Source organism: Candidatus Zixiibacteriota bacterium (genome assembly GCA_036480375.1).
Classification (GTDB): Bacteria; Zixibacteria; MSB-5A5; order GN15; family JAAZOE01; genus JAZGGI01.
In genome coordinates, this window is sequence record JAZGGI010000010.1 from 49,022 (window position 1) to 74,875 (window position 25,854).

A 25,854-nucleotide genomic window follows, 5' to 3' on the forward strand; every position below is an offset into this window, starting at 1 on the left:
GATGTCAAGTGGCGGTTATTTTTTTGGCGTTAGCCGCGTTATCTATTTTCCTTAATCCTTGCGCGCACGGGGAATATCTCAGCATAAAATTGGCAATTCAACCGGATGATACTCTAATTCAGACCGGTTTGGAGCCGTTTGCGGATAATTCCGATTCCATTTATTGCGGCGGCAAGATCCTTCGGCGGGGAATCGACTATCGCCTTCATCCTCGCACAGGCAGACTGAAGATTTTAACGAGGATTGATTGCGATAGTATCGACGTCCGTATTTTTCACCTTCCCAAATGGCTGTTTGAATCATCGGGAAATAAACCGGGAGAGGGTAGAAAATTTATCAATCTGCCCGGTTCCGGTATCAGGCCATCAACAGATCGACATCGCCCATCGGATTTAAGGAAGATAAACCTATCGGGTAACAAATCATTCGCATTTAACGTCGGAAAATCGGGTCAGAGTAATTTTTCTCAGGGATTATCGGTTGACTTTGATGCCCGCATTGGTTCGGATTTAGAAATCAAGGGTTCGGTTTCCGATAAGATCAATTCCGTAAATAACCCGATAGGTCCGGGCGGATCGACAATGCTATTATCGGAACTCGATAAATATTATTTTGAGATCAAGGGAAAACAACTGACGGCCCGAGCGGGAGATATTCCATCCATATCAAATCCATATTTACCGCAAAAACGAATTACAGGAATATCGAGTGTCTTTAAATTCAATCAATATAAAGCCGCGGCTTCAATCGGGCGGCCGGCCGGTAAATTTCATATCGCACGAATCCGGGGTATTGACGGCAAACAGGGGCCTTATCAAGTAAACAGCCGGGCGGGCGTTCCGGTTGCGATTGTGGCGGGTTCGGAAAAAATCTATGTCGACGGACGGCTCCTCGAAGGACGCACTGATCGCCATTATGTTATTGATTATTCCGCCGGAAGGATAACATTTTCACCGGCAGTATTGATAACCTCCCGCAGCCGCATGGAGATTGATTTTGAGGAAGCTGACAATTTTTATTCTCAGGCAGTCTATGAATTGTCACAGGATATAAATCTATTCAGCAATCGATTGAGATTATCATTCGGAGGGAGGCGCGAGTTAGAGGAAAAAGACAGGCTAAGATTTTTGTCATTGAGTCCGGCGGATATCGTTAGTTTGTCTGCAGCGGGTGATTCAATTTCGCGCGCCTTTCAAAGCGGCGCCACGGCCGATACAGCAGGAGACTATGTGCTTACAATTGATACCGCGGGGAACCAGTATTATGAATTCGTCGGATCGGGAAGGGGGGAATATTCTGTTCAGTTTTCATTCGTCGGGGAAAGTCAGGGTGATTATATCCGCCTTGGCGAAAATGTATTTCAATTCAACGGGGCGGGGCAAGGTGATTATTTGCCGGTTAGATTATTGCCCCTGCCGTCATCAAACAGTTTTTTCTACTCTGCCGCGGAAATAAGGCCGTACAGTGAAGGCATAATCAGTATTGAATATCACGGCAATGACCGTGATGAAAATTTATTTTCCAATATCGACGACGAGGATAATTTTCGCAGCCGAATGAAGGCGAAGTTTTCGCATACTAATAAAAAAATGCAATCTCAGACCATGGTCAGATACCAGAGCAAGAATTATAATCCGATCTATCGAGTCAATATCCCCGATAATAACAGGATGTGGGCGCTTCCCGAAGAGATAATTGATGGGGACGAATTTCGCTTCGAATCCGAGCACCGGTTTACATTCTCTAATCATAAATTCGCATTTGATGGTGGATTTATTAATTATGGTGAAATTTTGAGAGCGTATCGATTTAATATTGAAGCTGCAAATTTCACGGATAATTTTATAAGCCCGCGAATGAATTACAAAGTTGGGAATTCGCATGATAAAATACTTTCTGAATCGAAGGGGCTTTTTGAACAATACTCGGCGGGATTGCTCATAAAAGGTCCTAAAACATCCCGGATTGATCTGGAATTTATAAACGAATTGAAGAAGGATTTTTTCGAGAATGTACCGGATGTCGAAAAATACTCTGAATACAAATCGGATCTATTCATTCGTAATACTGTCCTTACAGTTTCTCGGCGGGTTGATTTTCAAAGCGATGATTATGGGCGCAAAGGGCCGAGACTTGACAAGGTAACGTTTAATTCGGATGAGAATCTTGGGCGGCTGAAGCTTAATTTTACCGGTACAATCCTTAATCAAAAGCGCCTTGATTCATTTCGCGATGATCGAACCGCAAGGCTTTTCGCCACGACTATGCGATATCTGGCTCCGGACGGGTGGTTGTCCCTTCAGGCGGATTATCGTCAAAATAGCGAGCTGGGGAAATCATCGGAATTCAGATATATTGAAGTAGAAAGCGGTCAGGGAAATTATCGTTTTGAGGATGACCAGTATTTTTTTGATATAGATGGCGATTTTATCAGGGTCCGTCAAGAAGTCGGTCAGGCGGTTTCAATTACACGAGGTGAGAAAACGCACAATATTACCTTAAATCCGGGACGGGCAGGATTTCTCGAAAAATATCATTTATGGTTAAGCCAGTTTGCTTTCCGCCTGCGGTCTGAAATTGTTGAGGAGGCCGTGGGTAAAGACAGAAGAAATCTATCGTGGGTGCTCCCGTGGACAAGTCGATCGGGTGTGGATTATGTGAACCGCATCCGCCGAGAACGATATATGTTATTACTTTTCCCCCGAATGAGATTCTATGTGCTAAATTTCATTTTTACTCACAATTTCAGAGAGCAAGACGGCGGCCTATCTAATTTTAAAGACTCGAAAAACTACAAAGCCGAAATAAAAAATGCTCTTTCTTCAAAACTGAATTCAATTTTGAAATATAATCATATCCGCACCGGGCAATCGGGCAGCGGATTAATTGCCGCGAAAATACGAACCTCGAAATATGGATGGGAATTGATATATGCAGGTGGAATATTTCAAATTATGCCTGAGCTTGAGCATGTGCGTTTTAATGAATCAAAAAATGGGGGACGGGGAGAAGGGTTTGCCACAAAAATCGAGGCAATCGCCCGATATTCCGGCCGGGGTGAATTTCGTTTTCGAGGGGAATTTCGTAATTTATCCGAAAAGGAACATTTCACCACACCGGAATATTTCGTGACCGACGGTCATCGTTTCGGAAAATCAGGGCAAATTTCAGTGATAGTGAATTATAAAATCGGTAAAGCGATGAGAATAACCGCCAGTATGAGAAATGTATTCTATGAAAATCGAGAATCTGAATTTACCGGAAGAGGTGAGCTGGTTGCGTTATTCTAATTTCATATTATACATAAGCGCCTGTATATGTTTGTGCATGAATATAAGCGCCAATCAATTCGCGGTTGAATACACCGGAGATATGCCCGATACATTCGTCAAAACCGGCATTGAAAAAATCATTGCGAATATCAAGCGCGACAGGGCCACGGATACGTTGGGTGAGTTTCTTATCTCGTCAGGTTATTTGAATAATCAAATATCCATTAATGATTCGACAATAACCATTATTGCGGGACCGGTGTATTATGTTGACCTGATAAATCTTGAAATAATAAAATCTGACGGCGAAAAAATTAGTAAGCAAATCAATCAATTGACCGATGTAATTGCGTCGAGGGAAAATATCGAATCTATCAAATCAGAGATTTTAGATGAATATCAAGATGAGGGGTATTTTTTTGCATCTTTAAACGTAGTTGGTGTGACGCATTATAACAATTCATTAGAACTCAATTTAAGACTTATAACCGGTCCTCCCGTGAATCTGGAGCGGGTCAGGTTTAAGGGGCTTTCCAAAACGTCTCCCGATTTTGTTGAAAAATTATCGGGGCTTAAAGCTGGAGATGCCTTAATTTTCTCTAATATCGAAAGCGCCGCTGAAAAAATAAGTAATAGCGGATTTTTGTCTATTGACACAATTCCATCGGTAATCCCAAATCAGAATTATGATGGGGTAGAACTGACATTCATCTTATCTGAGTTGAAAAGTAACCAGATTGAATTTGCCGGAGGTTATTTGCCCGGACGGGGCGACCGGGACGGTGAGTTTGTCGGCTATTTGAATTTCAAATCGAAGAACATTTTTGGCGGCGGTCGCCGAATTGATTTGTTGCTTGACCGAAAAGACAGACTGTCGTCAAGAATCGAATTCGGGTATCTTCAGCCGGTATTTACTCCTGATTTATTGGAAATTTCCGGGCGTTTTCGTCAAATTGATAACGGTGATTTTTACCATCTGTTTTCAATCGAAGGGGCTCTCACGATTCAGATCAGAAAACATACTAAATTATCAGGTGCGATTTCATGGACGAAAACCGAAGCTCAAAATATGTTACAAGCGCCTTCTCGGGCGTGGACAGGGGAGTTTTCTTATCAGTATTCCAATCTTGATGACGCACTGAATCCATCGAAGGGGAGTTCGCTCGGCGGGAGTATTTCATATATTCGCAGGGTAAGCTGGCCCGATACCGTCGCGACAGGTGTTATCAATAACGACAGCAAAGTTTCCATTTCGGCTGATAATTTTATACCTCTTACAAATCATATAGTATTTCGCTTGAATTTTGAAAATCGGATATATATTACTTCCCGTGACCTCATTGATTTCTCGGAGCAATTTAAGCTCGGGGGATACGGATCATTGAGAGGATATCGGCAGGAACAGTTTGCCGGACGACGCGTAGCCCTTGGGCAGGCGGAATTGCGCTACCGACCCTCTACCGCCGCATCACTATACATATTTTCGGATATAGGTTATATCTATTCTCTCAAATTATCTCCGGGAAGCGATCTGATAAACGAAGAACTACTCAAACCCGGTTTCGGAGCGGGGATATTTGCGGCGAAGTCAAATACTTCAGTTACTCTTGAAGCCGGATGGGGCGAGAACGATAATCTGGGGCAGGGGAAGCTTCATTTTGGTTTGCGGACCAAGTTTTAGCTTGACTGAAGCCTGGTAATCATCTAAATCATAAAGGTGACCGATTATTGGAAATATTCCAGCTTGATTCGACTTCCTAATTGCCTGATCGCTTCTCTGGCCGTCATAGTGGGGCAGTATCTGGCTTCAATCCCAGGAGAATTCAAAATAATATATATACCGGCGATTGCGGCGTTTTTTGTGTGTGCTTACGGTAATGTTGTCAATGATATCGTAGATAGAAAATCGGATGTTATAAATCATCCGTGCCGTCCGCTTCCAACCGGACAAATATCGATCGGCTCGGCGCGCGCCTTGGCTATTATGTTTTTGGCAGCTTCCGGAATTTTCGCTTTTTTTCTCAACTGGGCTGGAATCACAATCGCTATTCTCGGGATAATTCTGGTGACGTGGTATAATCTAAGGCTCAAGCATACTCCGTACTGGGGAAATGCTGTTATCTCAATATTGGGAGGGTTAACTTTTATCCTTGGAGGAGTGGCGGCTCGACCCGAAGATATTTTTATTTATCCGGGAGTTTTGGCCGCGGCGGGATTCGCCTTTATCGCTCATTTTGGCCGTGAAATCATAAAAGATATCCAGGATTGTACCGGAGATTCGGTTATGGGAAGTCGAACGGGACCGATTTCAGGAAGCCCTATCAAAGCAATAATAATTGTATATATATTGTTTACCGTCCTGACGGTAATGACTATTGGCGTATATAAGCTGGAGTGGTTTAATATAGTGTTTTTGTATATCACATTATTGGGAGTGATATTACCTGCACTTTTACAGTTTATCTGGCTGGGATTTTCATTAAACAGGAAGAGATTGAGACTCGTCTCACTTTTCATGAAACTTGAAATGCTGCTCGGGATATTGGCATTAATTTTGGGCCGTGAATATTAACAGACATTAACATATTTTTTGAAAACTTTTCCAAATCTACTCTGTATAATTGACCTTAGCCCAGGATATAAAAGAACTTGACTGATTTTGGAAGTGGTGATTAATTGGTGTCTATTATGAGAAAAATATTTAACGCGGCAACGATTTTTAGTACGATTTTCTTTGTGATTTTATCCGCCTCGGCTCATTCGGGCAGCATCGGAATTTCGGCCGAAATCTCAAACGGAGCCATCGCGTTCGAACAAAAGGATACCCTGGTCATTCAATTAACCTGGGAGGGTGAGCCTTCTTTATATCAGATTGATAATTTTCCTATCCCTGAACTGGATAAATTCCAGATCCTTGGGTCATCTTCAACAATTTTGGCCACTCCAACGGATAGCGCGTCAAATCTTGAATTAACAACACGGAAATTCGTCTACATCCTTGAGCCGACCGATTACGGAACCGGAGTAATTCATCCTCTATCTCTCAATGCTACCAATACTGTTACCGGTGAAATTCAACCCTTGCAAACGAGTCAACTGATGGTGGAAATAGCAAAGCCGGTTCCCAAAGAAGAATCGGATAATACGGTATTGCTGATTGTCATCGCGGTCGTGATGATTATCGGCATTGCCGTAATTGCTTATTTCTATATTAAGCGTTCCAAAGAACGGGACGCAGAAGTCAGGGTCGAAGATCGCTTTTATATAACGTCAATGGGAGAGATTAAAAAAGATACCGTAGCCGATAAGAAGTTGTTTTATTCGCGGACGTATCGGCTTTTGATAAATTATCTGGAGAAAGAACTCAATCTTGAGGTTTCGAGTAAAACCGGCGAGGAAATAATCGCGAAAGTCCAGGAACTAGATGACAGCGAAGACAAAACGTCCTTAATTGCCTGGCTGGAATTATTGCAGAAAGAAAAATATAGCCCTGTTTCTCCTTCTCCGGGTGAGGTTGAGGAATTGTACCAAAAGATATATCGATTTTTCGAAAACAAATTATCTAAATAAAGTGGAGGATATATGGACCTCGATATCAAACAGATTCAGGAAGAAGTGGCGCGGAAATCTGAATTTATCGAAAAACTTTCAGCGGAACTGGGGACGATAATTGTAGGTCAGAAATATATGATTGAGCGGCTGATGATCGGACTTCTGGCGGACGGGCATATACTACTTGAGGGCGTTCCGGGATTGGCAAAAACCCTGGCGGTGAAATCTCTGGCAGGAGCTATCGACACCGGGTTCAGGCGGATTCAGTTTACTCCCGATCTGTTGCCAGCCGACCTGATTGGAACGATGATATATAATCCTCAAAAAGGAGAATTTTCGGTTAAAAAGGGACCAATCTTTTCCAATATAATTCTGGCCGATGAAATCAACCGCGCCCCTGCAAAAGTGCAATCGGCATTACTGGAGGCGATGCAGGAACGGCAAGTGACAATTGGCGATGAGACTTTTGCTCTTGATCAGCCGTTTTTGGTTCTCGCGACGCAGAACCCGATTGAGCAGGAGGGGACTTATCCGCTCCCCGAAGCGCAGATTGATAGATTCATTTTCAAATTGAAAATAACTTATCCTTCTATCGAAGAAGAACGAATTATTATGGATCGCATGACGGTTGGCAATGAATTGAAAGTGTCGGCAACGGTTAGCTCGGAAGACATTATTGAGGCTCGCAAAGTCGTCACCGGAATATATGTTGATGAGAAAGTAAAAGAATATATCCTTAATATCGTTTTTGCGACCCGTAATCCCGAAAAATACGGATTGGGAAGCCTGACCGACCTGATTGCCTACGGCGCATCGCCGAGAGCGTCGATATATCTTAACCTGGCCGCCAAGGCTCACGCCTTTTTGAAAGGCCGCGGATATATTACTCCCGAAGATGTCAAGGCAATAGGTCTGGATGTGTTGCGTCACCGGATACTGGTTACTTACGAAGCGGAAGCCGAAGAAACGACGGCGGACGATATTGTCCAGAGGATTTTTGATACGATTGAGGTGCCGTAAGCCGCTATGATACCCAAAGATATTTTCAAAAAAATCAGGCGTATAGAGATTCGCACACGCAAACTGGTCAATGACCTCTTTTCCGGAGTATATCATTCGACGTTTAAAGGACAGGGGATTGAGTTTGAAGAAGTGCGTGAATATTATCCCGGAGACGATATCCGCCTGATTGACTGGAATGTTACGGCTCGAACAGGAATTCCCCACGTCAAGAAATTTAAGGAAGAACGCGAATTAACGGTAACACTTCTGGTTGACGCTTCTTCTTCGGGACGGTTTGGGACTTTTGAGAGATATAAAGAGGAATTGGCGGCGGAGCTTTGCGCTCTTCTGGCGTTTTCGGCCATCAAAAACAATGACAAAGTCGGCCTGATAATTTTCACCGATAAAATAGAAAAATATATCCCGCCTCAAAAAGGCAAACCGCACGTGCTGAGGCTTATCAGGGAAATTTTATATTTTACTCCGGAGCATACCAAAACCGATATAGCCGGAGCGCTGGAGTTTTTCAGCAAAGTAACAAAACGTCGTTCGGTAGTATTTTTGATATCGGATTTTCTGTCGGAAGATTACTTCAGGCCGCTTCAGATAGCCAACCGTAAGCATGATGTTATCGCAATCAAAATATCCGATCCACGCGAAATAGCCTTTGATAATTATGGATTGATTGAATTGGAAGATGCCGAGACGGGTGAAGTGATTGTGCTCGATACCTCGTCAGCCCGATTCCGGAAAGAATTCTCAGAGCAGGTTCAGGAAACAGTTAGTAATCTACAGCGAGATCTCAAATTGATCGATATGGATTTTATTCAAATCAGGACGGATAAGCCGTATACGATACCGCTGGTACAGTTTTTCAAAATGAGGGAGAAACGACGCTGATGGCTGGACAAAGTAAAATTTCGGTGATGCAGATTATAACAATGGTTCTCGCACTTGGTGCTCTGGCGGTAGCTGTTTTGATATATTTTAATTTGCCGCCCCGTCCGGAAGATGAAATTGTATCTTCGGCTCGGAAACTGGCGGGAGAACTGGCCGATAACAATCTGCCCGAAGCGGCCATTGAGGAATATCAAAAAATCCTGAATGAAGCTGAACTCAACTCGGCAGAGCGAGGCGCGATAAATTATTTGATCGCGAAGATATACTTCGAGGAAATCGGCGATTATCAACAGGCCGCGGCGCATTATATCCGTTCCCGTTCTCTCGACGAAAACGGGTCGTATTATGATGAGGCGGGCAAAAACCTGATTGCCAGCCTGGAAAAAATGGGACGGCGTCTCGATGCTCGCCGTGAGTTGGATGCTCAAGCCAGCGCCCATCCCGATACAGCCGTTGGGAAAATTGTGGCAATCGTAGGGTCGGATAAGATTACCCTGGTTGATTTTAATAAGGCTCTCGAATCGATCCCGGAAAGTATGCGCAATCAGTACTTATCGCCGGAAGGAAAGAAAGAGTTTCTCAATCAGCTAATAGGCCGGGAGTTGATTTATCATGCGGCCATGCGCGAAGGATTTGATCGTTCCGGCGAAATGCAAAAAGCCTTGAAGGACATCGAAAAGGACTATTTGGTTCAATACTATACCAGCAAAAAGATTGCCCCCACGGTCAAGCCGGATACATCTGAGTTAAAAATGTATTATGAGGCAAATAAAGAAAAGTACGACAATCAGGATTTTGATGCTATTAATCAGAACGTTGCTCAGGATTATATGAATTATCTGGGGCAGAAAGCGATGAATGAATATATCAGCGTTTTATTGCAGGCCGAACCGGTTCAGAAATTCGAGGAGAATTTGAAATAATGAATTGGCGGCATCCAGTAATTATTTTATCCGCAGTCGTTGTCTTATGCGGTAATATATACGCAACGGGTGAAATCGAGATAACCGCCTCGGTTGATAAACAGACGGCGTTTATCGGGGATTTGATTGAATATACGATTAGCGTCGCCTATGATTCAACTATCGTCCTTACTCCTCCCGCGGTGGGAGCTAATCTCGGTCAATTCGATGTCAAAGATTATAAGGCCGGAGAAGAAGAAAAACTCGAAGACGGCCGGTTACGGCAGACGCTCTGGTTCAGTATGAGAACCTTTACGACCGGCGAGTATATCATCCCACCGCTTCCGATAGAATATATGATGCCCGATTCGACGAAACGGGTTCTATCGTCGGATCCGATAAAGATTAATATCAAATCGGTTCTGGGGGAGGGAGCGCAGACCGATACGTTGCGGTTAGTGGATATCCGTGGCCAGGTTTCAATTCCGGGTGATAACACGGTTTTGATCTGGAGTATTTTTGGGGCGGTAATATTTGTCAGCGGGGGGATATTCGCTTTATGGTGGTTCAAATGGAGGAAAAGAGAAGAGGAAGAATACATTGATCCTCGTCCCGCATGGGAAATCGCTTTTGCCGATCTGGCGGAACTCAAAGATAAAAATCTTCCCGAAAAAGGCGAATTGAAATTATTTTATATTGAGCTGACCGAGATTATCAGGCGCTTTGTCGGTAAGAAATTTGAGTTCGACGCCATTGATTTGACAACCTCGGAAATTAAAGAAAAATTAAATGAACTTTCGGTTGATGAAAATTATACGAAAGAATTTACCGAATTTCTCGAACAGGCCGACCTGATAAAATTCGCCAAATTTATTCCGCCCACTGAACAGCCGGTAACTGACTGGCAAACCACTTTTTCGCTGATTGATAGAGGCCGTGATTTGACCTATACGTTGCCGGAGCATGAGACTCCGGATATATATATCCCTTCTTATCAAGGAATTCAGGACGAGGAATTCGGTGAATTGAAATATGCCCCACCGGAACTGCGTGCTGTGCTGGCGGCCAATTCTGCCTCAGACGAGAATAAGGAGGATGCGGAATGAGAATCCTGAAATTCGAAGGATGGGACATAATTTTGTTCCAGATTCCGGGCTGGTTTATATTTCTCATCGGGGCTCTGATAATCGGGTTGATGGTCTGGTATTATATCAAGAAAATGCCGGGCCGTTCGGCATCGATGCGTTATTCGGATGTGTCGCTCGTCAAGACCGGCAAGAAAACTATGCGCCAAAAATTCAGACCGCTTTTATTTTGGCTTCGTCTTCTGGCTCTTGCTTTTCTGATTATTGCTATGGCTCGCCCGCAATCGGGCACCGAACAGCGTGACATTGATGCCGAGGGAATCGATATTATAATGGCGCTTGATATTTCGGGCTCAATGGAAGCGGAAGATTTCAAGCCGCATAATCGCCTGTATGTGGCCAAAGAAGAAATTGGGAAATTTATTGATCGGCGTACCAATGACAGAATCGGACTGGTCGTTTTTGCCCGGAATTCATTCACCCAATGCCCGCTGACACTTGATTATGGAATACTGAAAAGTTTCCTTGAACAGATTGACTTTGGAATGATCGAAGACGGCACGGCGATTGGGATGGCGCTGGCCAATTCGGTTAATCGTCTGCGGGAGAGCGAAGCAAGGTCAAAAATAATTGTTCTTTTGACTGATGGAGTCAATAACGCCGGTGAGATTGATCCTCTTACGGCGGCCAATGTCGCCAAAACGATGGGTATTAAAATATATACTATCGGTGCCGGTAAACCGGGTAACGCCATGTATCCGGTACAGACGATTTTTGGTAAAAGGTATCAGTATTTGCCCAATGAAATCGATGAGGAATTACTGACCCAGGTTGCCGATAAAACCGGGGGCAAATATTACCGGGCACGCTCCGAGACAGAACTGGAACAGATTTATTCGGAAATCGACCAACTGGAAAAAACGAAAATTTATGTTCATGAGTACACGCAGTATGAGGAATTGTTTTTCGAGTTTGTGATTTTCGGATTTATAATTCTAATGGTAGAGATGTTTTTGAGTCAGACCTATTTCAGGAAAATACCGTAGGGCATGATGCGATGAGATTTTATGAACCGTTATATCTGCTGGGAATACTTCTGATTCCCATATTGGGATTATTCTACTGGATTGCCATTGAGCGGAAAAAGAAAATTCTGGCCCGGTTCGGCGAGATTCCTTTAATCATGCGAGCCGCATCGGGCATATCGTTTTCCCGGCAGGCAGGCAAGGCGGCCATGCTTTTGTCGGCCATACTTTTCCTGAGTCTGGCGGCGGCCAAGCCTCAGTTGGGGACGCACATGGAAATGGTAAAACGGGAAGGGCTCGACGTTATGATTGCCATCGATGTATCTCGTTCGATGGAGGCGCTGGACGTCATACCGGGGCCGATTTCCCGATTGGATAAAGCCAGGCAGGAAATACGTGGTTTGATGACTCCGGAAAGATTGCAGGGCGACCGGGTCGGTTTGGTTGCCTTTGCGGGAGAAGCGTTTATTCAATGCCCGCTGACCCTGGATTACCGGGCCGCCCGGATATTTCTCGATATCATCAAGACAGAGATCATAAATGTTCCGGGGACGGCAATCGGCAGCGCGATTCGCAAAGCAACGACCGGTTTTGAACGCCGGGAACGAAAACACAAAGTACTTATTCTATTGACCGACGGCGAGGATCATGACACTGACCCCATCGCTGCCGCCGAAGAGGCAAGGAAGCAGGGAATTAAAATATATACTATCGGCATCGGTAATCCCCAGGGCGAGCCGATTCCTATATATAACAAGCAGGGCGAACGGATAAGTTTTAAGAAAGATGAAGAGGGCGAGATTATAATTTCCAAAATGGATGAAGCGATTCTGCAAAAAATCGCTCTCGAAACCGGGGGCAGGTATTTCCGCGCGACACCGTCTGAGCTTGAATTGGATAAGATATTTGACGAGATATCGGGGATGGAAAAAAAGGAACTCGAAGGAAAACTGCTGTTACAATATGATGACCGGTTTCAATGGCCGCTGGCATTCGCTTTGATGTTTATTATTTGGGAAGTTTTTATTCCCGAACGTATAAAGAAGAAAAAGGATGAGTTCGTATGATAAAAAGATTAGCATTTTCAGTATTGTTGTTATTGGTAAGCCCGGCGCTGGGAGCCAGCGTTTCTTCGCTGATTGATAAGGGGAATGAGGCATTTGACGCCGGCGAATACAGTAAGGCGCTTGAATTTTATCATGAAGCCGAGATTGAACGGCCGGAGACGCCTGAAATATATTTTAATCAGGGAAACGCGCTTTTAAAATCAGGCAAATACGAGGAGGCAGTAGAGAAGTATAATCATGCCCTCAATACCGAGAATGTTGATTTGCAGGCGAATGCGTACTTCAATCAGGGCAGTGGCTATTTCCTTCAGTCGGCTTATGATAAGGCGATTAACTCATTTGAAAGAGTATTGGAGATAAATCCCGATGATATGGACGCGAAATATAATTTGGAGCTGGCAAGGAATAGCTTGAGAGAACAAATGGAAAGACAGCCCAAAGGTCAGAATCAACAGTGCGATAAAGAGAATTGTCAGGACCCGCAACATAACCATGATCAGGAACAGCAAGAACAAAAGCAGATGAAGGAAGAACAGGCTCAGCAAAAAGAATCGGGCGAAGAAGGTGATAAAAACGAGGAGCAAGAAAAACAACAGGCGCAGGAACAACAGGAAGTTGATCCCAATGAAATGAGCAAAGAAGACGCTCTTCGCATATTACGGGCTTTGGAAGAAGACGAGAAGAAGAATCAGGAAAATAAAAAGCAAATGAAAATTCGTTCAAATTATCGGGGTAAGGATTGGTAAAACGGGATTTCATATACAGGGCGATTATTATCACTCTGACGGTAATTTTTTGCATTATTCCTGATATTGCATTTGCTGCGGAAGATATCAAGCTGGAAATATCTCTCAGCCGGGATAAAATCGGTCAGGAAGAGAAAGCAACGCTGAGCATCAAAGTCATCACCAGTAAGCAACTCAATCTACCGGACCCAAAACTTCCACCGTTGCCGATGTTTGATATTTCTCCCTCGGGAAAGTCTTCGATGTTTAATCAGAGCAATAATGAAATCAATATTACGCTGACGTATAATTTTGTTTTATCTCCCAAACGAACCGGTAAATTTCCCATTCGTTCCGCATGGCTGGTTTATGGTAATGAACGATATGAATCGAATGAACTGGCAATAGAAGTTGTAGGCTCGGCTCGCGAAGCGTCGGGACCTCTGGGTAATCAATCAGTCGATTCCCAGGGTCGGCAAAGAGAAGTTTTTATGACGGCCGAAGTGGATAAGACCGGGGCTTATGTGGATGAGCAGATAACTCTCAGCATTAAATTTTACAGGCAGTCCCGGATAAGCAATCCGCAAGCAAAATATGATACGCCCAGCGTGACTGATTTTTGGCCGATTGTTATCCCGCCCCAAAGAACATATAATCAAATTTTAAACGGGAAAGAGTATTCGGTAGTTGAACTACGGCAGGCCCTATTTCCTACAAAGCCGGGAAAGCTAACGATTGGTCCGGCCCGAATTACGGCTTTAGTGCCTGAAAGACAAAGTAGACGCAGCCGGGATCCTTTTTCCCTATTTGACAATTTTTTCCAACCGACCAAGAGAGTTCAAATTAAATCGAATCCGATAACTGTTACGGTGAAACCTTTGCCCTCGGCGGGGAAGTCCGGTGAGTTTTCCGGTGCGGTTGGCGATTATCGAATATCGGCGAGCGTCGATAAACCCGAAGTCGAGGTCAATGAGGCGATCGCTCTTACGGTAAAAATAGCGGGACGGGGTAATACTCGCTCGATTCCTGAGCCGCGATTTCCATCAATGGATAATTTCCGATTTGAAAAATCATCTTCGGATTTAAAGCCGGCCAATATCGGAAATGAAATCGGCGGTACCAAAACTTTCGAGTATTTGTTAATACCCAAACTTCCCGGGATGCAGACGATTGAACCTTTGGAATTGACATTTTTTGATCCGGAAAAGGGCCGATATCGAGTCGCCAGGACATCACCCATCGCATTTAACGTAAAACAGGGCGAACTAACGGCGGGAACAGATATCCCTTATAATCCTGTCGCGGGTCAGATAATTAATCTTCAGGCGACCGATATCAGGCATATAAAAACAGAAAACGGTTCGCTGTATCCTGTCGGCAGCGTCATTTTGACCTCTCCTTATTTCCTGACGGCGGTAGCATTACCGGCCCTGGTTCTTTTAGGTGGATTGGTCGATGTACGGAGGCGTCGGAAATTGCAGGGCGATATTGCTTATGCCCGTTCTCGGAGGGCCAAAAGCGCCGTAAAAAAACGACTTAAGGCCGCCGAAGGCTGTTTATCAAAGAACGAAGATGAGTTTTTCGCTGAGTTATCGGGTGCCGTTTATCAGTATGTTGGTGATAAGCTAAACATATCCGAGTATGGATTGACCTCGGAATCATTGGAAGAGCTTTTAATTGAAAATGGTATCGCGGAAAACATTCGTTCGGAAATTCGGGAGGTTTTGAAAGAGGCTGATTTCGGACGATTTGCCGGTTCCTCAATTGATAAAATGGCACGAAAGAATCTGTTTGATAGAGCGGGAAAGGCAATCCTAAAATTGGAGGACGAGCTATGAGTAATTTAACAGCCGTTTTCCTATTGTCATTGTCATTGATTGCGTTGGCGCTTGCGCCAGCCGCATTTGCCAGTACTTTAGAGTATAATTTTAAACAGGGAAATAATTTTTATACCGATGGAGAATATCGCAAAGCTATCGGTGAATATGAAAAAGTAATTCAAGGCGGTTATCAATCGGCTGAGCTTTATTATAATTTGGGGAATGCTTATTTTCGAGAAGGGATGTTGGGACAGGCGATAAAGAATTATATCCGGGCCAAACGATTGAATCCACACGATGAGGATATCCGGGCCAATCTGGAATTCGCCCGCCAGTTTACCATTGATAAAATTGAAATTTCTCAGGAAACGATCTTTTTTCAATACATAAATCGATTTTTCGATTCATTCAGTCTTATCGAGATAACGTGGATTGCTTTGATTCTGTATATTTTGGTTATGGCGGTTGTTCTGGGCCGGTACATCTATCGCTGGTGGCGTGTGTCATCTCCTATATTTGTCGTTCTTTTGGTCTTATTCATAATTTCGGCGGCCCTAACGGGCGTCAAGTTCGATAGAGATGTTCTGACTCGGGGAGGGGTAGTTATATCTCAGCAAACCGACATAAAAAACGGTCCGGGTGAAGATTATAATACTCAATTCATGGCTCATTCGGGACTTACCTTCAAGATTGACCGGGAAGAGTCGGGGTATTATCTGGTTGATTTCGAGAACCGGTTGAAAGGCTGGATAAAAATTCAGGCTGTCGCTGAAATTTAATCCTCATTAGTTATATCCAATTTTGTTTGACACCCAATCTGTTTTTTTCTACCTTTTATGTCTGTTTAATACCGGTGAGGGCCGGTAATTTTTTGACTTATGCCTAAATTTTTGAAAAAGAAGCAATTTTGGGGTGGGCTTGTGGCCGTTGGGATCATGGCCTTCCTGTTTTATGATCTCGATATTCCTCGCACCGTAGAAGTTGCCGAACAGTTACGCCTGATATACCTGATTCCCATATTAGCCTGTGCCACCGGGCTGATAGTATTTAAAACGTGGCGATGGATGACGATCGTAAGTAAAGTCAAAAAAGTACTGTTTTGGCCTACTTTGGCGTTGTATTCGACGGCGCAGGTTATCGCCGTTTTGCTCCCAGCTTTGACGGGACAGGCCGGGCGGGTGCTGTTATTTTCCCGAAAAGGCGATTTTTCAAAAACTTATGCCTTTTCGACCATTTTTTTGGAAATTGTTCTGGATGGCGCCGGATTGATAATATTGATGATGCTGAGTTCCAGCGTTTTTGTATTTCCCGAGGAGTATCGATTTGTCAGCTATATTATCGGCGGGGCGACGATTTTTGTTTTGATATTATTTTATTGTAGTCTGCATTTTCAATCCCGCATGGAAGGGTTCGGATACCGTCGTATCAGGCCCAGATCACCCAAAGTATATCTCATCATAAAAAAATTTTTAAGGTCTTTCAATGATGGAATATCGGTCATAAAATCAACCGACAAGCTTTTTGTGATTTCGCTCAATACATTTCTGGCCTGGGGGTGTCATGTCGGGGCTGTTTTCTTTCTTTTCTACCTGTTTAATTTCGATCTGCCTATTTGGGCGGCGGTTGTAGTAATCATTGTCAATTATCTGGCGCTGATGATACCGATTACGCCCGGTAATTTGGGATCGTTTCAATTGGCGGTTGTGGCCAGTCTCAATGTATTTTCGATTCCAAAAACAGAAGCGGTTCTATTTTCGATTCTTTTATACATCGTCGATATGCTGCCCATGGTTATACTGGCGGCATTTTTTGTTTTTAAGGAGAATTTTTCGATTTCCGAGATAAGCGAAGATGAAGAATTAATTGCTGAAGTCGAGAATATCGTCGCTGATGGGGGAATTGAGATTACTGATGGGGTAGAAGAAAAGTGATAAGGACTTTTATTTGGAATCCCGAAGACGGAACGAGTTACTATGAAGGTATCATTGATTTTGACACCTTCCTTGCCCAACCCGAGTTGATCATGTGGGTCGATATGACGGCGCCGTCGGATAAGGAATCGTTCGCATTGACTCATGATTTCAAATTCCACCCCCTGGCCATTGAGGATGTCATCTCCGAAGTGCCTCGACCCAAACTCGATGACTACGGTAATTACTTATTTTTGGTTTTTCAATTGGCCGATTATCTGGGGCGGGATAAGGGCTTAAAGATTAGCGAAGTCGATTTTTTCCTGACTAAAAATTGCCTGGTCACCGTTCATTTTGATGATCATAAGGTTTTTGAAAATTTATATGCCCGTGCCCGTAAAGATGACCGTTTGTTTTTGCGCGGAGCGGATTTTCTTTTTCATGCCGTTCTTGACGGGATTGTTGACAATTATACATCGGCGCTTGATCTGCTGGAATTCGAAATTGACGCAGTGGAAGATGACGTTTTTGAGGAGCCGGATGAAGAGACGGTCAAAACGATTTTTAAGTTGCGGCGCGATATTCAAGAGTTGAAAAGAATCGCCGCTCCTCAGCAGGAAGTCCTGTCGCTTCTTACCCGCGAAGAACACGAGCTTATTTCGGAAAAGTCATCGGTTTATCTAAGCGATATCCTCGACCACATGGCCCGCATCAATGAAATTGCAGATATGCACCGCGATACTTTGATTTCGGCATTGGAAGTTTATTTCTCCAGTGTCTCCACGCGAACCAATGAGATTATAAAAGTACTGACAATATTTACGGCGATTTTGATGCCGCCGACATTCCTGGTCGGCTTGTATGGCATGAATTTCAAGATTATGCCGGAATTAAATTGGGAATACGGTTATCTGTTTTTCTGGATCCTGGTTGTCATGATAACAATTTCGCTCTTATTTTTCTTTAAGAAAAAGAAATGGATTTGAAACAAATTACCGTCTGAATTGTTTTTTCTTTTGTACCTTTTTCGGACAGGCAATTATTATATTCTCTAAGTCTATATATTGACGCTGAAATGCGGGGAAATATTGAAGGATGCCATAGTAAAATATTCTGAATTATCCGGTTATTCAGATCTTTTTTTGGATTTTAATTATAATCGCGAAAAACTATCCGGGATTTTTGGCGCGTCCAGGCATAATCTTAAAATCGAACAGATAAGTAAATCTTCATATCCAAAAAGAGAATTAGCCAATATTCTTATGCGCCAAAATAAGGGCTGGAATGCCCCGGAAAGAGTTCTTGAGAACATCAGCAAATTGACCGATGAGAAATCGGTTGTGGTTACGGCGGGTCAACAGGCTTGTTTATTTGGCGGACCGTATCTGGTATTATTGAAAATTCTAACGGTATTGAAGAAAGCGAAGTTGTTGGAAAAAGAGCTTGAAATTCCCGTGATACCGTTATTCTGGATTGCGTCTGATGATCATGATTTCGCCGAGATTTCCCGAGCGCACATATTTGATTCCCGGGGAGAGATAGTCCGGCTGGCAATAGATTATGATAAAGAACGAAAATATCCGCCTGTGGGGACTATGTCCTTTGATGATACGGTTACTCGTGAAGTCAATAAATTCATGAGTCATTTTCCGGAAAATGATTATAAGGAAATGGCCGTAAATTCAATTGAAAAATATTATTCTTCAGGGGTATCTATCGTTGACGCCTTTGCCCGTTACTGGCTCAATCTGCTTGGTCAATATGGAATAGTGATGTTAAATCCGCACGACGCCGAATTTAAAAAATTGTGCGCACCGTTTATGACAAGTGTCGTCGATAAACATGAAGAAATGAAACGGGTGTTGAATGAATCCAACGAATGGCTCACTTCGCAGAGTTATCATTTGCAGGTCCAAAAGCCCGAATCATCAATGCATTTATTTGCCCATTTTCCGGAACGCATTGCGATTCACCAGCGAGATGATGAATTTTTCGCGAGAGATAAGAAATATTCACAAGAGAGCCTTAAAGAGGATATTAAGGCAAATCTTCTAAATTTTTCGCCCGATGTTTTTACTCGATCTCTTTTGCAATCGTATCTCTTTCCGGTTTTGGATATAATTGCGGGTCCATCAGAGATTGCCTATCTGGCGCAAATTATGCCTTTGTTTGATTTATTTGAATTGCCTCGCCCTGATATTACCGCGCGTTTATCGGCGACTTTGATTGAGAATAAATTTGAAAAATTAATGACATCTTTGAATCTTCAATATCAGGATGTTGTTTTGGATTTTGAAGAAATATTGAGGACGCGGCAAAATGAAGATTTTCCCGATTCAATAAAACTGCAAATTAATTCGATAAGGCAATCTAACATTGAAAAAATGAGGGAATTGCGCGAAATATCGAATCGGTATGATTTCGATTCGAAAAATATAGTTGAAAAGTACCAACGCAAAATGGATTACCTCACGGGCGAACTTGAAAAAAGACTGGAAAGTGCCTACATTAACCAAAGCGGATCGGTAAAAAGTAAACTCGAACGAATGCGGAAAGCGCTTATGCCGGTTAATAATCCCTCGGAACGATCCATTGCTCTCGTATATTTTATTTCGCGTTACGGCATGAATGTAATTGACTTCATAGATGAGAATCTTAATCTTGATTCAGCGGGGCATCAGTTAATTTATTTATCGGAGTATCATGGATAAGTTAAAGATCGGCATAACATGTTATCCGGTGGCGGGCGGTTCGGGAATCGTAGCCACTGAGCTGGGGATAAAACTGGCGGAGCGAGGACATCAGGTGCACTTTATCGCTTATGCCCTGCCTTTTCGGCTGGATGTGTTTCAGCCGAATTTATTTTTTCATGAAGTTGATACAATTTCATACCAGCTTTTTAAATATCCGCCATATACGTTGACTTTGGCGGCCAAACTGGCCGAGATTTCCGAAGCGTACAATCTCGATTTGTTGCACGTCCATTATGCCATACCGCATGCGACGGCGGCGTTTTTGGCTAAACAATTGACCACTAATCATACACCCAAAATTATCACGACCCTGCATGGCACCGATATTACGCTGGTGGGGGCGGATAAATCGTATTATGATATCACTCGGTTTTCGATTCTGATGTCGGATGGTATTACCGCCGTATCGCGGTATTTGGCCGCAGAAACGGAGCAGGAATTCAATATCGAGAAACCGATCGAAGTGATTCCGAATTTTGTCGATGTCACCCGCTTTAACCCTCAGCCGACCCATTGCTGCCGGGCCGATTTTTCTATAGATACTGAAGAACGATTGATATGTCATATTTCTAATTTCCGGCCGGTTAAACGTGTTATGGATGTAATTGAAATATTTCGCCAAATTCGCGAAGCTTTACCAGCCAGACTTCTATTAATCGGCGAAGGTCCCGACACTATGCTGGCGAGGCGTACGGTAAAAAAATATAAACTGGATGAAAGCGTGGTCTTTTTGGGTAATCAGGCTAAAGTCGAAGAATTTTTGCCGTGCGCCGATCTGTTTCTGTGTCCTTCGGAGGAGGAATCATTTGGGCTGGCGGCTCTGGAAGCTCTCGCCTGTGGTGTGCCGGTTATCGGTTCAAGCGGCACCGGTCTGGTCGAAGTTGTCGATCACGGCGTTAATGGATTTTTATTCCCGGCAGCCGACACGCGTTCGATGGCGAGTGCCGCTATATCGTTATTGACCGGGAAATATGATATTTTGGAGTTCAGGAAAAACGCCGCTGAAAAATCGCATGAAAGATTCAACGCGGAATTAGTGGTTGATCATTATGAAAAATATTATCATACCGTATTGGAGAACGAATAATGGAGCTCGATGTATTAGCCATAGGCGGTCATCCGGATGATGTCGAAATCACCTGTGGCGGGACGATGATTAAACTGGCCGATTTGGGAAAAACAACCGGGGTACTCGACCTTACCGAAGGGGAAATGGGGACGCTGGGGACTCCCGCCGAACGGCTCGAAGACGCCGCGAGAGCGTCCAAGTTAATGGGATTGGCAGTTCGGGAAAATCTTCATCTGCCCGATGCCGCCCTGGAACCGAGCCGTGATAATCGTCTCCGCATCGCGTCCATAATCAGAAAATACCGACCCCATACGGTTATCCTTCCGTTTCGCGATAAACAGCGTCATCCCGATCATCGCATCACTTCTATTCTGGGATACGACGCCTGCTTTTTGTCAGGGCTTAAAAAAGCCGAGATTGAGGGTCAGCCGTATCGGCCGTTTAAGATAATTTACGCGTCGTCGTTTTTGGCTGCTGCTCATACTTTTTTTGTGGATATTTCCGACCAGTTCGAAAGAAAGCGCGAGGCTGTAAAAGCTTTCCGTTCGCAATTCGACGGTTCGGCGCAATCGCGGCAGATTTATAAGCCGGGCAATGATATATTTGAGCTGATGCGTGTTTACGGTCGTAAATATGGGATTGAAGTCGGTTGTCAATACGCTGAAGCATTCATGATGGTGGAGCCGATGCTGATTGACGATCCGATGGCGATTCCGGTTCAGTCAATATAGTCAAATCTAATCTCCTCTTTGAGCCTCTTGCATTTTCTATTCGCATTTGTTATAAATCAAATGGAAGTGGATAGGGTCTGGTGGCCCTTGCGGTCTTCAAAACCGTGGGCCGGCGGTTATGCCGTCGGCGGTGGGTTCGATTCCCACCCCTTCCGTATGAATACATCATATTCTTGGCTGTCGCGTAGATGACCTTACTATATAATTCATGATTCTAACTAAGCACGGCACGGCTGCGCCTGCCTTATTTTAACTCTTTTTTACAAAGACCCTGATATTGGTTATCGGTGGTAATTGCCACTTTTCTGCTGTCGGGGTGGCGAACGCCACCTTTCAGCTGTCGCTTAGATGACCTTACTATATAATTCATGATTCTAACTAAGCACGGCACGGCTGCGCCTGCCTTTTTCCCATTTTGCGCCTTTATGGTCGAGTTATCCACATTTTGGTTTTTGAAAATTCCCTGTAATTTATTGTTGTGTATTTGATTGCGGGGAATTGGGTTCGTTTTGTCCTTTTTCGTTATTGGCCAGTTGGTTCATTTCTTTTAATAGCTGAAGAAGTTTGAAGGAGCGGAAGAGTTGGCGGTCGAGGCGCATTTCGTAGCGGAGGATATTGAAGGAGACTGAGTTTCTCGGGAGGGATAGTTTGCCGATGAGATTGGCTTTGTCGCGTTTTTGTGATGCGGTTGTGGAAGAAATCCCGATAATATTTTTGTAGCGTTGTTTTTGTTTGATATCGCGTTCGATGTTTTCGAGCTGGTTGTTGATTTCGGCGGTTTCGGCCCGGACGGCGCGGCGGGAACGCCAGAGACCTGTGGCGATTTTGACGACAAGGTCTTGTTGAAAGGCGGTCCTGGGTTCGAGTTCGTCAAAGAGGGAGGCGAGGAGGAGATCATATTCTTCTTCGTTTTCTTTGAAGGCGGGGGTATCGACAATGATGTCACTGGCATAAAGGCCGTGTTTGAGTGAGTTGCGCGAGGCGAGTAGTTTTCCTTGTTCGGATTTTGGTCCGGTCGATTTTTGGGCGTTTTGTTTGTTGGCATTGATTTGTTTTTTGGTGGCTGACATGATTCCTCCCCGGTAATAGCATTAGTTATTTCTACTTAACTGTTGTTTTCGGAATCAATAGTGGTTTGGTGGGGGAAATGGGTGGAACTCAACCCGCAACTAGCTATGGGCATCCGTTAAAAAATACGAAATCTAACAATTAATCCAAAAATTAATATAATTATGTTTGACTAAATTATCAATTTTTATATATTTGGTGCTTAATGCTATGGCGGAAGGTTAAACAGTGTGAGCAATTGAAAGTAATTATTATCTGAAATAGACTACACGAAGGGAAAACGGATGGCTGTAAAATCATTTGAGACAAAACATATTGATATTGCTGATCTCTTACTTGACCTGCAAAATCCAAGATTTGAGCGTCAAAATAATCAACGCGAAGCCTTGAAAACAATGGTCGAGGAATTAGGATTGAAACTTGTCAATATAGCTGGGCATATTGCACAGTATGGGCCAAACCCATCCGAAATTCCTATTGTTATAAGATCAAAGAAAGAGGGACAATATATAGTATTGGAGGGAAATCGACGTATTGTTGCCATAAAATTGGCCACGGATCCAAAACTTGTAGAATCACTAAAATTACCCACCGGAATAACAAGAAAATTAAAATCAATTAATCAAAAATATGGGGCAAATCTTCCTCTTAGTGTGCAATGCTCTGTTGCGCCAAACCGGAAAGAAGCAGATGTGTGGGTCGAACTGCGTCATACTGGCGAAAACAAAGGTATTGGCATTATACAGTGGTCGGGTGTAGCAACATCCCGATTTAAGGGGGAATTACCTGATATTCAAATAGTAGAGCATGTCAAGGATAGCGATTACTTAGACAGTGAAACTAGAGATAAACTACATAAGATAAAAATCTCAAACCTTCAAAGATTTATAGGAACTCCTGAAGCCCGGAAGAAATTGGGTATAGATATTGTCAAAAAACAATTAATCTTTTTGAATCCTAATGAAAAAGAAAAAATTATTGGTCGATTGGCAATAGTTATTAGCGATATGGTAAACCAACATATAAAAGTTACTCAGATTGACAATAAAGAGCAACGAATAAGTTATGCAAATGCAGTAGCCAAAAGATCATTACCAATTCTAGGTGAAAGAATAACCCCAACGCAACTTGTTTCAAAGAAAATTAGTGCTTCATCTTCCACAAAGAAAAAGAATACGAGGATTATAAGAAATCAGAAATATTTGATTCCCCCATCTTTAAATTTAAATATCACACAGGGCAGAATTGCTAATATATTCAAAGAACTGAAGAAATTGCCTCTGGATACATTCGAAAATTCGGCGGCTGTATTACTACGAGTATTCCTGGAAATGAGCTTAAATGAATTTGCCAAATTAAATAGAATTAGACTTAAAGTCAAATCAACTAATAAGGATGGCAAGGAAATCGAAAAGGATATGACATTACAGCAGAAAATAGTTTGTGTAGTAGATAAATTAGTTGCTAATGATGAAAGTTGCAAAAATGAACTCCATGCAATTCGAGCCCAAACTGGCTCAAGAAATACAATATTTTCTATCACCAATTGGCAAGCATATGTCCACAATCAACATTATAACCCTATAGCAAGCGAATTAAGAACTATTTGGGATAATATTCAACCACTTTTTCAAAAGATTTGGAAATAGCCTATTGTCTAATCAAGCATCACTGTATCATAGGTTTACAAGCCCTCTTCGTTATCCCGGGGGAAAAGGTGCATTGGCCGATTATTTAAAGATGGTTGTTACTGAGAATAATTTATTTGATGGTCATTATATTGAAGCTTTTGCGGGGGGAGGTAGTATTGCTTGGTCTTTGCTTTTTGGCGAATATGTTAACCAGGTTCATATTAACGATATTGACAAAGCCATTTATTCATTTTGGGTGTCAGTTTTAGAATCAACAGATGATCTATGCCGCCTTATTCAAAATACAAGAGTATCTATGAGTCAATGGCACAAGCAAAAGGCAATTCAAAGCAATCCAGATAAACATTCCCTCCTTGAGCTTGGTTTTAGTACCTTTTTCCTTAATAGAACAAATAGATCGGGTATAATACGTGCGGGAGTAATTGGTGGCAAAAACCAAACAGGTAAATGGAAACTAGATGCTCGATATAATAAGAAAGATTTAATTTTCCGAATTCAACGAATAGCACGCTATAAAAATCGTATTTCGATATATCGACTTGATGGTACGGAATTTATTAAAAAGATATTGCCTTCATTGCCAAAGAATTCTTTGGTATACCTGGATCCACCTTATTATGTAAAGGGCAAACAACTGTATCAAAATCATTTTTCGCATAATGACCATGAAAAATTGGCCAAGAATATCCAAAAAAGAAAACATCAACCATGGATTGTTTCGTATGATGCTGTCCCGAAAATAAAAAATATGTACAAATCTAGGAGAGAACTTTGCTATAATCTTAGTTATAGTGCACAGGAGCGCTATTCAGGACAAGAAATTATGTTCTTTAGCGATTCCCTCTCCATTCCCGATGTGTCGCATCCTGTTATTTCAAAGAGGAATTGAAAGTCTAATCTTAGTTTCCGTATCTTTCATCTGCGCGATTAGAAAAATATCTCCTTAAGCTCGAATCACTTTATTGATTATCCCAATCAACACACACTTTATCTTTAATTCCAATATTATCTGCATGCATAGATGAAGTATAATAAAGGTTATATGGATTCCTGCGTTCGCTGGAATGACGCAGGGGTAATTAATTTGGGAAGCTGTCAGGTCACAATTTTGTTTTCACAAAATCAGGACCCGACAGAACGGGAAATAACAGAAATATGTCGGGTTTCTCATTCGCTTTCGCTCATTCTGAACGCCGACCTTGTATATTGGGTTGTCCGTATTTATCAGTCTGAAGTATATTAAATAGTAAGAGACCTCCGGTCTGGCCGAAGATCTCTTGATGATGTCGAGATCGGGCCGACCTTGGGACTTTTTGAGCCC

Annotated in this window: 22 protein-coding genes and 1 tRNA gene; 22 read left to right on the top strand and 1 reads right to left on the bottom strand. The window is 43.0% G+C overall.

The features are described 5' to 3' along the window. Nucleotides 1-8 precede the first annotated feature (8 nt). From V3V99_02285 to V3V99_02375, 19 genes are all read left to right on the top strand, one after another. Nucleotides 9-3,290 (top strand): hypothetical protein, encoded by a 3,282-nt coding sequence (locus V3V99_02285; protein ID MEE9441481.1) that lies wholly within the window; start codon nt 9-11, stop codon nt 3,288-3,290. Continuing rightward, the gene (locus tag V3V99_02290) at nt 3,235-4,953 is read left to right on the top strand and encodes a BamA/TamA family outer membrane protein (protein MEE9441482.1); all 1,719 of its coding nucleotides are present in this window, start codon (nt 3,235-3,237) and stop codon (nt 4,951-4,953) included. Before V3V99_02285 ends, V3V99_02290 begins: the two co-directional genes overlap by 56 nt. A gap of 63 nt (nt 4,954-5,016) precedes the next feature. Then, on the top strand, nt 5,017-5,844 hold the full coding sequence (locus V3V99_02295) for a geranylgeranylglycerol-phosphate geranylgeranyltransferase (GenBank protein ID MEE9441483.1): 828 nt from the start codon (nt 5,017-5,019) through the stop codon (nt 5,842-5,844). A gap of 116 nt (nt 5,845-5,960) precedes the next feature. After that, on the top strand, nt 5,961-6,842 hold the full coding sequence (locus tag V3V99_02300) for a hypothetical protein (GenBank protein ID MEE9441484.1): 882 nt from the start codon (nt 5,961-5,963) through the stop codon (nt 6,840-6,842). 12 nt (nt 6,843-6,854) lie between these two features. After that, the gene (locus V3V99_02305; GenBank protein ID MEE9441485.1) at nt 6,855-7,844 is read left to right on the top strand and encodes a MoxR family ATPase; all 990 of its coding nucleotides are present in this window, start codon (nt 6,855-6,857) and stop codon (nt 7,842-7,844) included. A 6-nt stretch (nt 7,845-7,850) separates the two neighbouring features. After that, the gene (locus V3V99_02310; protein MEE9441486.1) at nt 7,851-8,726 is read left to right on the top strand and encodes a DUF58 domain-containing protein; all 876 of its coding nucleotides are present in this window, start codon (nt 7,851-7,853) and stop codon (nt 8,724-8,726) included. Continuing rightward, nucleotides 8,726-9,649, top strand: a complete 924-nt coding sequence (locus V3V99_02315) for a hypothetical protein (GenBank protein ID MEE9441487.1) — start codon at nt 8,726-8,728, stop codon at nt 9,647-9,649. Before V3V99_02310 ends, V3V99_02315 begins: the two co-directional genes overlap by 1 nt. Then, on the top strand, nt 9,649-10,734 hold the full coding sequence (locus V3V99_02320) for a hypothetical protein (protein ID MEE9441488.1): 1,086 nt from the start codon (nt 9,649-9,651) through the stop codon (nt 10,732-10,734). The genes V3V99_02315 and V3V99_02320 overlap by 1 nt, the downstream gene beginning before the upstream one ends. Beyond that, nucleotides 10,731-11,759, top strand: coding sequence for a VWA domain-containing protein (locus tag V3V99_02325; protein ID MEE9441489.1), 1,029 nt, complete (start codon nt 10,731-10,733; stop codon nt 11,757-11,759). The genes V3V99_02320 and V3V99_02325 overlap by 4 nt, the downstream gene beginning before the upstream one ends. Before the next feature lie 11 nt (nt 11,760-11,770). Then, nucleotides 11,771-12,805, top strand: coding sequence for a VWA domain-containing protein (locus V3V99_02330; protein ID MEE9441490.1), 1,035 nt, complete (start codon nt 11,771-11,773; stop codon nt 12,803-12,805). Next, entirely contained in the window at nt 12,802-13,551 is a 750-nt protein-coding gene (locus V3V99_02335) for a tetratricopeptide repeat protein (GenBank protein MEE9441491.1), read from the top strand. Before V3V99_02330 ends, V3V99_02335 begins: the two co-directional genes overlap by 4 nt. Then, nucleotides 13,545-15,368 (top strand): BatD family protein, encoded by a 1,824-nt coding sequence (locus V3V99_02340; protein MEE9441492.1) that lies wholly within the window; start codon nt 13,545-13,547, stop codon nt 15,366-15,368. The genes V3V99_02335 and V3V99_02340 overlap by 7 nt, the downstream gene beginning before the upstream one ends. Then, nucleotides 15,365-16,129, top strand: a complete 765-nt coding sequence (locus V3V99_02345; protein MEE9441493.1) for a tetratricopeptide repeat protein — start codon at nt 15,365-15,367, stop codon at nt 16,127-16,129. Before V3V99_02340 ends, V3V99_02345 begins: the two co-directional genes overlap by 4 nt. Before the next feature lie 99 nt (nt 16,130-16,228). Continuing rightward, complete coding sequence (locus tag V3V99_02350; GenBank protein MEE9441494.1) at nt 16,229-17,281, top strand: lysylphosphatidylglycerol synthase transmembrane domain-containing protein; 1,053 nt, start codon at nt 16,229-16,231, stop codon at nt 17,279-17,281. Continuing rightward, nucleotides 17,278-18,246: a magnesium/cobalt transporter CorA gene (corA, locus tag V3V99_02355; GenBank protein MEE9441495.1), complete on the top strand. Its 969-nt coding sequence runs from the start codon at nt 17,278-17,280 to the stop codon at nt 18,244-18,246. The genes V3V99_02350 and corA overlap by 4 nt, the downstream gene beginning before the upstream one ends. 102 nt (nt 18,247-18,348) lie before the next feature. After that, nucleotides 18,349-19,971: a bacillithiol biosynthesis cysteine-adding enzyme BshC gene (gene bshC / locus V3V99_02360; GenBank protein ID MEE9441496.1), complete on the top strand. Its 1,623-nt coding sequence runs from the start codon at nt 18,349-18,351 to the stop codon at nt 19,969-19,971. Continuing rightward, nucleotides 19,964-21,100 (top strand): N-acetyl-alpha-D-glucosaminyl L-malate synthase BshA, encoded by a 1,137-nt coding sequence (gene bshA / locus V3V99_02365; protein ID MEE9441497.1) that lies wholly within the window; start codon nt 19,964-19,966, stop codon nt 21,098-21,100. Before bshC ends, bshA begins: the two co-directional genes overlap by 8 nt. Further along, nucleotides 21,100-21,813, top strand: a complete 714-nt coding sequence (gene bshB1, locus V3V99_02370; protein MEE9441498.1) for a bacillithiol biosynthesis deacetylase BshB1 — start codon at nt 21,100-21,102, stop codon at nt 21,811-21,813. The genes bshA and bshB1 overlap by 1 nt, the downstream gene beginning before the upstream one ends. 62 nt (nt 21,814-21,875) lie before the next feature. Continuing rightward, a tRNA-Sec gene (locus V3V99_02375) sits at nt 21,876-21,968 on the top strand. A gap of 315 nt (nt 21,969-22,283) precedes the next feature. Here the strand turns inward: V3V99_02375 and V3V99_02380 are convergent. Next, complete coding sequence (locus tag V3V99_02380) at nt 22,284-22,883, bottom strand: hypothetical protein (protein MEE9441499.1); 600 nt, start codon at nt 22,881-22,883, stop codon at nt 22,284-22,286. 282 nt (nt 22,884-23,165) lie between these two features. Between V3V99_02380 and V3V99_02385 the strand changes: the two genes are divergently transcribed. From V3V99_02385 to V3V99_02395, 3 genes are all read left to right on the top strand, one after another. Further along, complete coding sequence (locus V3V99_02385; GenBank protein ID MEE9441500.1) at nt 23,166-24,530, top strand: hypothetical protein; 1,365 nt, start codon at nt 23,166-23,168, stop codon at nt 24,528-24,530. Nucleotides 24,531-24,534: 4 nt separating this feature from the next. Next, complete coding sequence (locus V3V99_02390) at nt 24,535-25,422, top strand: DNA adenine methylase (protein MEE9441501.1); 888 nt, start codon at nt 24,535-24,537, stop codon at nt 25,420-25,422. Between the two features lie 132 nt (nt 25,423-25,554). After that, nucleotides 25,555-25,776, top strand: coding sequence for a hypothetical protein (locus V3V99_02395; GenBank protein MEE9441502.1), 222 nt, complete (start codon nt 25,555-25,557; stop codon nt 25,774-25,776). Nucleotides 25,777-25,854 lie beyond the last annotated feature (78 nt).

Excerpts from the sequence above, each read along its gene's own strand:
- V3V99_02300 (MEE9441484.1), top strand. The coding sequence starts at position 5,961 with ATGAGAAAAATATTTAACGCGGCAACGATTTTTAGTACGATTTTCTTT.
- V3V99_02320 (MEE9441488.1), top strand. The coding sequence starts at position 9,649 with ATGAATTGGCGGCATCCAGTAATTATTTTATCCGCAGTCGTTGTCTTA.
- V3V99_02395 (MEE9441502.1), top strand. The coding sequence starts at position 25,555 with ATGAAGTATAATAAAGGTTATATGGATTCCTGCGTTCGCTGGAATGAC.
- V3V99_02350 (MEE9441494.1), top strand. The coding sequence starts at position 16,229 with ATGCCTAAATTTTTGAAAAAGAAGCAATTTTGGGGTGGGCTTGTGGCC.
- V3V99_02310 (MEE9441486.1), top strand. The coding sequence starts at position 7,851 with ATGATACCCAAAGATATTTTCAAAAAAATCAGGCGTATAGAGATTCGC.
- bshA (MEE9441497.1), top strand. The coding sequence starts at position 19,964 with ATGGATAAGTTAAAGATCGGCATAACATGTTATCCGGTGGCGGGCGGT.
- V3V99_02325 (MEE9441489.1), top strand. The coding sequence starts at position 10,731 with ATGAGAATCCTGAAATTCGAAGGATGGGACATAATTTTGTTCCAGATT.
- V3V99_02335 (MEE9441491.1), top strand. The coding sequence starts at position 12,802 with ATGATAAAAAGATTAGCATTTTCAGTATTGTTGTTATTGGTAAGCCCG.
- V3V99_02385 (MEE9441500.1), top strand. The coding sequence starts at position 23,166 with ATGGCTGTAAAATCATTTGAGACAAAACATATTGATATTGCTGATCTC.
- bshB1 (MEE9441498.1), top strand. The coding sequence starts at position 21,100 with ATGGAGCTCGATGTATTAGCCATAGGCGGTCATCCGGATGATGTCGAA.
- V3V99_02305 (MEE9441485.1), top strand. The coding sequence starts at position 6,855 with ATGGACCTCGATATCAAACAGATTCAGGAAGAAGTGGCGCGGAAATCT.
- V3V99_02315 (MEE9441487.1), top strand. The coding sequence starts at position 8,726 with ATGGCTGGACAAAGTAAAATTTCGGTGATGCAGATTATAACAATGGTT.
- V3V99_02345 (MEE9441493.1), top strand. The coding sequence starts at position 15,365 with ATGAGTAATTTAACAGCCGTTTTCCTATTGTCATTGTCATTGATTGCG.
- V3V99_02380 (MEE9441499.1), bottom strand. The coding sequence starts at position 22,883 with ATGTCAGCCACCAAAAAACAAATCAATGCCAACAAACAAAACGCCCAA.
- V3V99_02330 (MEE9441490.1), top strand. The coding sequence starts at position 11,771 with ATGAGATTTTATGAACCGTTATATCTGCTGGGAATACTTCTGATTCCC.
- V3V99_02290 (MEE9441482.1), top strand. The coding sequence starts at position 3,235 with ATGAAAATCGAGAATCTGAATTTACCGGAAGAGGTGAGCTGGTTGCGT.